The organism is Pedobacter sp. AK013 (assembly GCF_014205835.1).
In the GTDB taxonomy this organism is placed as follows: Bacteria; Bacteroidota; Bacteroidia; order Sphingobacteriales; family Sphingobacteriaceae; genus Pedobacter.
In genome coordinates, this window is record NZ_JACHCQ010000065.1 from 1 (window position 1) to 12,117 (window position 12,117).

Here is a 12,117-nt window from a genome sequence, read left to right on the forward strand (position 1 = left end):
GTTTAACGCATAGGCACAGTGAAGCACATCGTACTCCTTGCCCGAAAAATTTAATCTAGCTTTGAAAGCCATAGTTTTAAAATTTAAAGGTTAAAAATTTGATTTATCGTAGCCTCCGCTACACTAATTATAAACCAAATATTAAGCCAATTATTATGTATGTAGCTCATATATAACAAGTAAGAGCAGTATTAAAATTTAAAAATCTTGCTTCACGCTACAGAAAACTCAGATTATTGCCAGGAAAAAAAATGTATTTTTTTCTAAATCATCAAATGCCTCATTTTAATTACATGCCACTCTTCGGAATATTGTAGTACTTCAGGACAGTTTGTAGTTCTTCTCTACAATTACATGAGTACAAAAACTAATGGACAAACCAAAAGCTTCCCTAATAACTTTTTCAGGTTATTAATATATCGTTTATTTGAAATGCACATTTTATTAAGCCTGTACTATTCAATCTCACAAAAGGACAAAAGGATTATTCAACAAGGCATTTGAGACCAAATAAAAAGAAAGCACCAAACTTACTAATGAGAGGATACCGAAAAAAACCATACATCGCACGATGTACAATAGCCAGACCCCTTGTATTTTTGTTATTAAAAAATCAGCAGGAACAAACAAAATAGTGGTTGGAATGCCGATAACCAGTCCAAATTGTTTTATGGTTTGCAATATGGCTGCGAAAGTAATCTTATCGGCAAGGGCACCAAAGCTGTACACAAAATATAGTGTAACAATTGTGGTGGCTAATAAAAGAACAATCAAAAATTTGATTAATAGCGTAGACATATTTTTCATGATTTTTTCTTTTACATTCTGGATTTTCTCCGAACTAAATACTACACTTGGTCCATTCCCATTCCTGTTTTAAATAATCCGCCATTTTTTGTAGGTTTTCTAGATATATGCTATTGATTTATCCATGCCATGACCATTATTCTTTTCACAAGCTATAATTTATGGTTTTAATATTGGCGGTCTATCGGATAATTTCAAACGAATGTTAATGGGATAATTCGAATAAATGCTCCCCCAACTCTCATACGAAAAGGCCACGACATCATTGATCAGGATATCAAAATTTGCAAGGGAGACATTAAAGTCTACTAAGTAACCGTTTAAATCAATATCCAATGGTTTATCGAGAGTTAACTGTGCAATATCTATAGCTTCTTTTTTACAGGCAGTTATTAACATCACAAGTAATAAAGCGGATGACAATAATTTTATTTTCACTTTAAATATTTCAAGCAGATAATTATTTCGTAATTTATTTAACTCTTATATATTCAGATTTTTCGCCACCAGATTCAATATTTGAAATAACTTGTTCATTCCCCCTCTCCTGTTCTTAGAATAAACCATTTTTGGTGAATTCTGGATACATCTTTCCTATTGATTTACCTTTATTACGATCTTTCTTATTACTTGACCAACTGCTATATTTTTTTCTTGACCTGCAGTTTGAGAAGTACAGCTCAAAAAAGCAAAAGCCAATAATATGATTAATATTCCTTTCATAAACTAAATCACTTCAAAGTCAGACCCACCTTCTGGAATGTAAAAAGAAATGTCGAGCATTAATTCTTCCTGTGTTTCTTCATTTTCTAGATATAAGGCAGACTCTCCATTAAGCTTCTTCAAAATAGCAACTTTATTGTTTGCATAAAGAACCATTAAATTTTCTTTTGAAATAGACCGAACTTTAAATCCCGAATTAAAGTCGTTGATGAGTTCATTTATTCTTTCTTCCGATTCTTCTTTTGATAAGTACATGGCGGAAGACATATTATTTTCTCTCTTAGAAATCAATTGCCTATACTTATTATATTCACCATCTTGAATTATTTTAATGATTTTATTGTACGTTGATTCCAGTTTTTTTCTACAATCATCAATATCTTTAAGGTTTCTTCCTTTTTGCCAAGCATCTAGATTATATGGAACATCGGCTTGAAAAGAATTCATATACTTTATTATGGGTAATTTCTTTTCTCCAACAGGATCTGATTGATAATCTCCAAACTGTTGATTAAAAACAAAATCATTGGCAACATCAAATAATTTTATATTAAATTTTACTTCAGACTTATTATGCAATTCCAGATCGCCGATATTGGGTAAAATTGTTAGTGATATAGACTGAGTACCACTTTTCAATATTGCATAATTGATGGGAATATTACTGGCAACCTGACCTTCCACATTCATATGGATCACGGGATAGTCATTAATTCTGATTTCAAATAAACAAGCAGAGGCACTGAAATCGATCATATAATACGGTTGTTTTATCATATTATTTAATTTTAAAGCTTTAGATCTATCTTATACATTTCAGTAATCGTATTAGCATTTACTATACTAATTTTATCTAATACTTATTATGGAGTAAACGTTTTAATGATACGGGAAACAACTGTTTGTTGTACTTCAGGGGCTATCACCTGATTGTCTACCATATATAGAACAGAGGAGATATTTGGTTTATTATTTGTGTATTCGTAATATTGAACAAGTACTATTGTTTTATCTTTCAGCGTCCAGGAATAGGCTGCATTTCCTAGTACTTTTCCTTCATTATTTTTTCCCGGAACTCTCGAAAGTACTTTCAGAGCTTTATTCTGTAATTTTAAATATGCTAAAAGTGCATTGCTAATGGAAGTATCTTCAACTTCTATTTTAATACCTTTAGTAAGACGCTCTTTAGTATTATTGATTAACAAGCCTACTGTAGAACTCTTTATTGAGTTTTCCTTACTATTTGCAAAAGAAATGTTCCCAAATCTATATTGACTTACGTTTTTGGTATATGCTATAGGAAGCGTGGTAACGATCTCCCTTGCGTCTGTCTGAAACTTAACATTTTTTAGAATTTGTTTATAACTCTCTGCAAAATCGACTTTTTCTAGATTGATTTTTTCTTGTGATTGACATGATAGACATGTTATTATGTACAAACCTATTAAAACTATTTTTTTCATATGATTAATTTCTAATTAACGGAATATCAGCACTAATCCCAAAGAGTTCTTCCAAACTTTTAATCACGTCAAATTTAGGGATTACCTCGTTATACTTGCCCTCTGCAATGATCCCTTCATCTTCACTGTTGCCTTTTAGTTCTGCTGCTTTTTTGTTTTGCCCTCTTGGTATTTTCTTTTTTGCTGACATTCCTACTTTTCCTTTGATAACATATTCAGCATTTAAACCGTCGAATCCTAATTGCGGGCGGTAATTCAAGCCTTTATCATCATATTTCAAACCATGGCCAAATGTTACAGATGCATACCCTTTTCCGCTCATTTCGAAGTAGCCTTCAACTTTTACGATAACAAGATTAGCTTCTCCTTTTACCCATACCCCTGCTTTTAGTTCAACCTTAAGTGTATTTGTCAGTTCTAGCTTTTTCTGATCATCACTTTTATCACTCTCTGTGTTGAAAGAAAAACCAATGGTCGTTTTGATCACGCTTGAAATAACGAGATCAATATAAACGTCGGCACTTACTTTAGCTCCAAAATCATCATTACCAAATTCCATGCCCGTATTCATCTTATCTTTGATAAATCCGTAAAGTCTCACGGCACCTGGAGCAGCAGTTCCCCCACTTATAGCACCCGCAACGAGCCCAACAGCTGTACATAAAAGGTCTATCGTTACCTCTAAACCTATTAACGGATCAGCATTAAAAGAGATGTCTACTTTCGTGCCTATTTTTTCTATTTCTACTCCTTTTTGTTTTGCTCTTTCTAAATTCCATTCTCCTTTGAGGTTAAGATTAGGCGGCTTAACGGCAAATGTCATAGGCAATCCTTTGAATCCTATATTCCTAACTTGCCCTTTAGTCTTATTCGTTATCCCATCAGACATCGCTCCGACCGAAGCAAAAAGATCATAAAGTTTTTTGAATTTCGTTTCATATTCAGCCTTAAGCTCTTTACTTCTCTGATAGCTACCGCTACTACTTTTATCCCATTCGCCTTTAAGGCCGAAGCCAAAAGATGCATCTTTTTGCTTCCATCTTCTTTCAGCTCCAATCTTACCGGATTTACTCTGCAACTCTTTATGCTTTGCGGCAGGTTGGTTTTGCCATTTTACACTAAGATCATTTGTAAGATTGATAAAAAAAGTCAAAGTCCATTTAATATCAGGATAAACTTGAACATTTACCGTAGGGTTATTTTCTACCGAAAAGTATCTACAAGAATGAATATGAACAAGATATTCGTTCGCAGAGCTATAAAATGATGTTAATGTAGCTTTATTCATCGGCCACAAATATTGTATAGGCATAAGATCGTTTCTACCTATAGCAGACACAGCAGGGATAGTAATACTCCCTTCATTTTGTGCTTTTTTCTCATTAAGATTGTATAACGTAATTATTTTATTATGTTTTTTCCTGATAAAACAAGCCTTGGTATCGAAATTAACTGGTTGTAAGAGGATATTTTTGGGCGTACTACCTAATATTGTCTGGTAAATGATTGTGTGCGCATTATGGCTGTAATATTCGAATGCAATATCCACCCTTCTGTTGCTGGTATAATCGTATTCATTTTTATATTTGATATTATCGCCCCCCATTTTATCATCAGTAGGATTTACCTCTCCATGACCGACAGCTTTGATGCGGTTAGGATCCAGCTTCCCTTTGATAAAAAATTCCCTCACCGTTTTTGCCCTGTTTTCTGATAATATGTTGTTATGGTTCTGTTTACCGATTACGCAGGCAAAACCATCAAGTTGGATGGTACTGTGCCTATGCTCTAACAGGAACTGTAGAATATTGTTCAACTGTTTTAAGCTTTCGGGTAATAGTTCAGTACTATCGAATTTAAAATAAATAGATTCGAGCGTTTTTTCCCTTTTATCACTAATATTTTTAACACCCTTTCCGTTATCAAAGATAAGAACAGGCTTACCTCCTGCTTCGGTTAAATTAATCTGCTCAAACTTGCAAAGTTCAAACCTGGCCTCATTCTTATCGGGTTGATAAATGGTTACCGGTGTCCTGTTTTGAGGCGCTTCCATTACCTGCGATTTCACCTTGTCTTTTATCCTCAAAAAACGGGCATGGGCAGTATCACCCTTACCCCCTGTATCTTCAATATATTTACCAGTTACGGGGTGTACCACGCGTACATAAAATTCTTCAACATCTTCCCTGTCTTTCATCGATTGATACCAGGAATAGGTATTGGGAATTTTTAAATTGATTTCACCATCAATTACATCTACTCTATAAATTTTACGGGTTACTTCGTCGTCTTTGGGCCACAGTCCCATCATGCTCCGCAATTTTCTGAATACACGGACTTCTACATTACTGTAGCCATTCAAACCTTCGGTGGTTAATCTCAACCAGATCAGTTCGCCATAAGAAAACTGATAGGTTTTCCTTACATCGGGTCCGCCTTCATTCTGCGACCACTTACTACTTACAATCCTTGCCGGCGATTCGCCCCTGATCTTCAGGCCTGATTTGCCATCGAAATTCCCGCTCCAGCTTGCTTCGATATACCATAAATAAGGCCCGCAAAGTTTCCTGGGAATTTTAAATCCATATTTAAAATTACTTGGGATCGTTTTCTGAAAATCAATAATACCTTTTGGGTTAAAAATTGCCCATTTTATATTCTTATTTTTATCCTGCTCTGTTGTTCCGGCTTCCCATTCCCCAATTTTGAACCAAACATCCTGACTTGGGGCAACAACCGCTAACTGACCCGGTATTGATCCTTTAGAAGCATTATATACGGTACCTTCACCGGTCCAAACAATTTTTTTAATTCCCTTTGCCATAGCTTATGCTTTAACATTTGCTTCAACACCCTCAGCATTATCTGCAGAATCATCTAATGATTTTGACATGGGGTTGAGCTGTGACTGTACATTTTTATCTGCGTTATCAAAGTTTTGTTTCGAGGCTTCTGCCTTTTGTCCGTGCTGGATGATCTCGATGCAATCGGAACCGCCTACAGGGCAGGTGGCCTTACTGTCTTCAAGCAGGATTTTTCCTCCATTGCTCAATATGGTTTCTTCGTAAAAGCCTGACCATTTTGTAACTACTGCGTTGCAGGGTTTATTGTTCATTTTGGAGCATGATCCGAACATATTTTTTTCGAAAGTAACGCCAATATCTTTTGTCGTTGCGATCGATTTCTGGCTTCCATCTTTATCATTCGCATACTCTTTGGTATGGGTAAGCACCTTGAGTTTATCTGGCGCCGACCCAAATTTGCACATACACTGTGCCCCCTGAACTACAATATGTTTCTCTGCCATGTTCTAGTTATTTTAATAAACGGTCCCAAAACCCTTTTCTTGATCTTTGCCCGTCAATCACCACCATTTCTGTTACCGGCATCCCCTTAACATTGGTATCCAATTCAAAATCGTGATCAAATTCCAATCCATCCTCCGGGATAACCGTAATTTTCACCTTTACTTTTGATACTACCGGCGCACCATAACCAAAATCAGAAACCACCGATATGATTCTTCTGTATTTTGGATGTAGAAGGTAATAGCCTTCATAATCGCCTGTAGCTCTATTTGCGATATATAAATCATCTTCCAGGGGCTTAATTACGCCATTGTGCAATAATTCTATAGCGCCAAAACTGTTGGTCTGTCCGCTTAGTTTTTCTTCGGTTATATAACCTTCAACGTTGAAATCTTTTACGATCGGAAATTTAAATATAGATCCGGTAGTACGGTGCTGCCCATATTCTTTATAAAGGGGTTTAAAAAAAGTCTGGATAAACCAGTCGTTCAAAAATGCAAGCTGTATACTGTCTGGGTTGGCAAGCTGTTTTTCCATACGTTCGATATAATTTTCAACCAGACTGCCTTCAAAATTATCGAGAACCCTTTTTTTAATGGCTGGCCATCTTTTTAAGATTTCCTGATGGTTATAGACGGTTTGAAAACCACCATTTTGATCTACCGCAATTACGAGTGGATAAAATACTTTCCCCAGAGCATACGCTAAACGATCGGCAACCAGATCAGGAAGCATTTCATTGACAAACACATCGCCGATCCGATCGATCTGAAATAATGGCTGCCCTTCTGTACCAGCCTTTAGCCTGGTAACCTTTGCTTCGTATTTTACCTCGTTACTATTTTCTTCACCTTCGTTAAAGGTGACTAAAACACCGTATTTTACCGACAGTTCTGCCGGCCATTCTAAACGAAGGGCATTTACACCTGAATAATATATTGTTTTATTTGAAATGTCCATTTTATCGAGTTTGTATTATCAATTTCACCAAAGGTTTATCCAACAATAATGTGTTCGATGCCGTTAGCTTTCAAAAGCATCAAAATACCAATCACCCCCATATCTGAATAATACGGATACAATTAATAATATAAGGAAGTACAGTAGCACTTGTTTGATGTATTTATATTGTTTCTTTTCTCTCAATCTTAAAAAATGGTTGCTAATTAAAAACAGAATGCCCGAAATGAGGCCTGAAGGAATTCCACCCCAAACTACCGCAATCGAGCTCCCCCATTTGCCACGTTCAACTAAAAACCATAATAGCATACTCATTAGGATACTCCCTAGCAAAAAGCCTATCACTTTAAAAAAATTCCCTCCTGATATGGCATAAATAATTACCAAAAGCCCAATTATCAGGGTCGAAAAGGTATACATCAAATCTTCTAAAAAACCGGTCTTTTCTATAGGAAAAATAACACCAGCTGCAATAAGGATTAATGCAATACCTATCCAAAGACTCTTTTTCTTAATTTCCATATTATTTCCCCTTATATCCTGGATTTATCCCTGAACTAAATGCACTTTTTAGCCCATTTTTTGCTTTATCCCAAAATTGGCTATGGCTTAAACTATGTGATATGGTGGCTAGATAAGGTATACCACCCGGTCTTTCCATCAGGTCTATATTTAAATCCTGAGTAGCCACCAGATTTGCATTGTATTTTGTCACTAAATCGCGATAAACTTTAAGGTGTGTTCTTCTAAGTAATTTTAGCTGGGTATCACTTTCTCCGGAAACCACATATTCGAGCTTGCTAATTTTATCTTGAATATCTTTAATTTGATCTCCGGTTATAAACTGGCTCAGTAAGCGCATTAAAACTTCCCTTAACTTTCTAGCTTGTAATGCCGATTGGAGCGGTGTTAAGAAAGCATCAAAATTTCCTTTTTTCTTTCTACTATTATACTTATCAAAATCGGTAATTGGAACATCAATTATTTCAAGTCCTTTGGTTTGCTTTTTGGGATTCCAACCTGTTTGTTCAATACTATCTGTTATTCCTGTATTTTCCTTAAATAAAGCTTCTAAAACACCAAGTAAATAGCTGTCATTTTCGCTTTTTTCTATCGCTAAAATTTCATTAAAAAGCCTTAATCCTGTTAATAGATCTAAATCAGCAAAAAATTCAGACCTCCCATAACCACCTCTTCTTCTACTTTGGTTTGATGAAAATACTCCCTGAGCAGTTGTAGCCCAAGTAGAAATTCTATTGAGTAAATCCAAAAACTGTTTCTTTTCAGCTTTAAATTTTTCGGTTTTTATACTTAAGATATAATCGATTACCGCAGCGATCAGCAATTTAATCCCATCCAAAAGGATGGCCATATTCCGCCATAAACTCGGTCCCTCAGTATCATCCTTTATATATAGATCACTTAAAACATCAAATGTTGTAAAATCTACGGCTTTTATCCTTTTTAAGGCTTTTTCAAAATTACCTTTATTCAAATTCCTGATCAGAACTTCAAGATTAATCAATGAAAAATCTGCAACAAACTGTTGTGTTAAATCATAGCCGTTATGTACATTAATGATTTTACAAGCAGGATGTAATTTAGCATGGTTTAGTTGATGTTTATTTTGAAAAAAAGGTGTAGATAAATAGGTGATGCTTTTTATTTTCCACAATTCGGGAAATTCCTTACCCTTATCTGTCGTTATTAAGTTGGTAAACTGGTTAATAACATTGCCCCCATGAGAATGACCTACCAGATGAAGGTGAACTTCCTTCCTTTTAAAACCAGGATATTCTCTTTTGATGAGATCCAATAAACGATCTGCAGCCAAATTCCTTTCCCTGGTATCATTATCGCCTGACCAGCTAAAAAATTTTCCTTCTATATGCAAGTTGAGGAATTGAGGTTTTAATTCCTGTACTTTTGCCCAAAAATTTACAAGGCTAGCATTACCACCCTTATCTCTACCATCCCAATAAGTTGTATTAGCCTCGTGCTTTAAGCCTTTGGTATTTATTGGATCAGTTGTCCCCGCAATCATCATTAACAGGTCAATTATCTTTTTATCTTTTGTAGCTTCGGGGACAACAAACCTTGGCTTCTTAAATATTACATTCGTCATAGCCTGTTTATTTACCGGTGATATTAATTTTTTTGTTTGAGGCCAGAACCAAATTATCGCTCAAAGCAACGATTTCCACTTTTTCGGCACTTTCAACATGGGTTTGCGATGTTGAAACATATTTATCTGAGATAGTGATAAATAAATTTTTAGCAGTTTTCTTGATGGCCATGTTAAAAAAGATTTGATTTTTCGGCACTGTTGATCTCTACCGTTTTTTCTGAACTCTCTAACAGCATATTTTCCTTTGTGCTAAAAATGGTTACCTTTTCTGCATACTGTGTAGAATCTTGTGCGCTCCTGGTATATGCTTTCTCTATCAGCTCGTTTTTATTATTTGCTGTTTCCCGCATATCGCCTGTGGCGCTAATGTTGATATCTTTACCTGCAGTTTGTATAATATCCTGGTTGGCACTTGATGTAATATTCTCCCCTGCACTTTCTGCAATATTCTTACCTACACTCACATCCATATTCTCCCCTACATTAATCTGCATATTCTTACAGTTCAAGGTCATGTTTTCTAAAGCCGTAATAGTGATATTATTCCCTTTAGTATCGATATGGATGATATTGCTGTGGATATCGGTAATTTTAATGCCCTGTGTTTCCTGGTTATCGTCAAACTCGATTAAATGCCCGCTTCTGGTAATGATACTTTTAAGGTGGTTTTGAATCAGCGGGCTACTATCTACGCTCGAGCTATGGTAAACACTGCCTATTACTACTGGCCGTGCAATATTACCTTCCTCAAAAGCGATCATTACCTGATCATTTATTTCGGGGATAGCGAAGTAACCACGGTTATTGCCTCTATCGCCAATACCCGCACTCGGAGTAACCACTCGCAGCCACTCGGTTACATCATTGGTTAAGCACTCCCATTTAAATTTTACTTTAATACGGCCCTGGCCCTGTGGATCGTTATTATCGATTACATCTGCCAATTGCATATCGGGTTGTGGTTTTTCAAAGTTTTTCACCAGCAAACGCTCGGTTGTGGCTATTTTTCCTTCGAAATTATTATGGTATTTGCCATTTTCGTCGATGTAGTGTTTAATGCCCGTAATCAGAAATTTGCCCAAACTTTCAGTTGTAAAAGCCAGCTCTTTCCTTAAGCTCATGGTAATTTCGGCGATACTACCAATGCTCAGCCCTGCGTTATCACCCCTAGCCGTAACTTTTAAAAGTTCACTGGTATTGGCCTTTTCTTCATTTTCGACCAGGTTTTTGATATCATTATTATTATCAACCCTGATTAAAGAAGGTTGATTAAAAGTTTTGCTAAAAGTTAGATTAGAAGCTTTAATGGCATGCGATAAATCGGGAGTTCCGTCTACCTTGCCTGTGCTCTCACTGAGCAACATTTCGTTCTGTTTCGGATTATAGGAGAACCTTTTATTTTTAATCGGTGCAATTTCCATGGCGTATTGCATTTCCTGCACATCCCTACCATAAAACAACGATATTTCTTTCTGTGTGTTAGGCTTTCCAAAATTAAGCTGTTTGCCATCGTAAAAAAACCACTCATGGTATTCGGCAGAAAGACGGTTCAGAAAAGCAAAATCGCTTTCCCTATATTGAATAATATAATCAATAGATGTACTCCTGGCGGCATTGGCCACTACTTTTAAATCGTTGGCAGGTGTATCTTTCGTGGCCAGCTTTACAATCTCATTCAGATCTTTATCTAAATACGAACCCAAATCGGGACCGCGATCGATCAAAATAGTTGGACTATAACCACTTACAATTAAAACACCATGATAACCATGGCTCTGCGAAAGCTCTACCTTCGAAACGAGACCAACAAAATTCTGCATGCCTTCTGGCGAATGGCCAAAAGACGCGGTTAGGGTTTTACCCACAAAGTCGCGGCTATCATCTAAACTGATCAGCCCGGGTGCCCCCATTTGATCGTGGTTAAAACGCAGCTCAAAATAATGGTGTTCGTTAAAAGCCTGTGTTAGGCTGAAGGAAGCAAAATGGGTAATTTCCTTATCCTCTATATTGATTTCTGCAATGAGTTTCTTTTCCATATTGATTAATCTTGATCACAAAAATTACCCTAAGCTAAATCCAGTTGCCGAGTTTTTAATACATGCCCTTTCCAATAAAAATGAATACACTTTTATATATGGCATGTTCAGATGAATTTTGTGTGCGGGTGCCGAACCAAACATTTTACCAGGATGGTAATCGTTTTTTACAACAATATATTTGCGTTGGTTAGACATAATTGAGCTTTAATTGATGAGATTGCCCTGCGGAGGTTGCCACAAGACTGAAGTATTAATTTTTAGATGTTTTAGGTCGATAAAAAATATGAGTGAACTAAAAGCGACCGATATAAACCGGTCGCTTCAGTTTACTTTATACTTGATGATTAAGCTTTAGGCCAATCGTTTTCGTGTTCTGCGTTGCCCAGCTTTAGCTTACGGGCAGATACCACAAAACTTAATGTCATTGGGGTATTATCGTTTACAGCAATACCCTCGTTGTATTGAATGATGTAGCCATCTTCGAAAGAAAGCTCTTTCATTTTTGCATCTTCCTCGCCTTTTTTGAAAACCAATGTTCCCGAAAGTGGCTTGTACTGGTTGTTAACCATTGATTCGATTACAGAAGTATCTTCTGTTGATTCGATTTCGATGTGGATGGTACCTCCATAAACACCTGATGATGGACGGCCTTTTGCGTCAACATCTCTATTTAATGAAAAGCTGCACTG

Annotated in this window: 12 protein-coding genes; all 12 read right to left on the reverse strand. The window is 36.2% G+C overall.

Annotated features, from left to right (window positions below):
* Nucleotides 1–465 precede the first annotated feature (465 nt).
* Nucleotides 466–807 carry a hypothetical protein gene (locus HDC90_RS24845; protein WP_184471283.1) on the reverse strand — a complete coding sequence of 114 codons (342 nt, stop codon included), beginning with the start codon at nucleotides 805–807 and terminating at the stop codon, nucleotides 466–468.
* A gap of 159 nt (nucleotides 808–966) precedes the next feature.
* Complete coding sequence (locus HDC90_RS24850; RefSeq protein ID WP_184471285.1) at nucleotides 967–1,245, reverse strand: hypothetical protein; 279 nt, start codon at nucleotides 1,243–1,245, stop codon at nucleotides 967–969.
* A gap of 288 nt (nucleotides 1,246–1,533) precedes the next feature.
* Nucleotides 1,534–2,307 (reverse strand): hypothetical protein, encoded by a 774-nt coding sequence (locus HDC90_RS24855; RefSeq protein WP_184471287.1) that lies wholly within the window; start codon nucleotides 2,305–2,307, stop codon nucleotides 1,534–1,536.
* Nucleotides 2,308–2,393: 86 nt separating this feature from the next.
* Nucleotides 2,394–2,993: a hypothetical protein gene (locus HDC90_RS24860; RefSeq protein WP_184471289.1), complete on the reverse strand. Its 600-nt coding sequence runs from the start codon at nucleotides 2,991–2,993 to the stop codon at nucleotides 2,394–2,396.
* Between the two features lie 4 nt (nucleotides 2,994–2,997).
* Nucleotides 2,998–5,817: an OmpA family protein gene (locus HDC90_RS24865; RefSeq protein WP_184471291.1), complete on the reverse strand. Its 2,820-nt coding sequence runs from the start codon at nucleotides 5,815–5,817 to the stop codon at nucleotides 2,998–3,000.
* A 3-nt stretch (nucleotides 5,818–5,820) separates the two neighbouring features.
* Nucleotides 5,821–6,300, reverse strand: a complete 480-nt coding sequence (locus tag HDC90_RS24870) for a DUF4280 domain-containing protein (protein ID WP_184471293.1) — start codon at nucleotides 6,298–6,300, stop codon at nucleotides 5,821–5,823.
* A gap of 7 nt (nucleotides 6,301–6,307) precedes the next feature.
* Nucleotides 6,308–7,261 (reverse strand): hypothetical protein, encoded by a 954-nt coding sequence (locus HDC90_RS24875; protein WP_184471295.1) that lies wholly within the window; start codon nucleotides 7,259–7,261, stop codon nucleotides 6,308–6,310.
* Between the two features lie 63 nt (nucleotides 7,262–7,324).
* Nucleotides 7,325–7,783 carry a hypothetical protein gene (locus HDC90_RS24880; RefSeq protein WP_184471297.1) on the reverse strand — a complete coding sequence of 153 codons (459 nt, stop codon included), beginning with the start codon at nucleotides 7,781–7,783 and terminating at the stop codon, nucleotides 7,325–7,327.
* Between the two features lies 1 nt (nucleotide 7,784).
* Nucleotides 7,785–9,386 (reverse strand): hypothetical protein, encoded by a 1,602-nt coding sequence (locus tag HDC90_RS24885; RefSeq protein ID WP_184471299.1) that lies wholly within the window; start codon nucleotides 9,384–9,386, stop codon nucleotides 7,785–7,787.
* 7 nt (nucleotides 9,387–9,393) lie between these two features.
* Nucleotides 9,394–9,558 carry a hypothetical protein gene (locus HDC90_RS24890; RefSeq protein ID WP_184471301.1) on the reverse strand — a complete coding sequence of 55 codons (165 nt, stop codon included), beginning with the start codon at nucleotides 9,556–9,558 and terminating at the stop codon, nucleotides 9,394–9,396.
* 1 nt (nucleotide 9,559) lies between these two features.
* A complete protein-coding gene (locus HDC90_RS24895; RefSeq protein WP_184471303.1) occupies nucleotides 9,560–11,425 on the reverse strand; it encodes a type VI secretion system Vgr family protein in 1,866 nt (621 codons plus the stop codon).
* A 347-nt stretch (nucleotides 11,426–11,772) separates the two neighbouring features.
* The coding region (gene tssD / locus HDC90_RS24900; protein ID WP_184471304.1) for a type VI secretion system tube protein TssD at nucleotides 11,773–12,117 on the reverse strand (345 nt) is incomplete at its 5' end.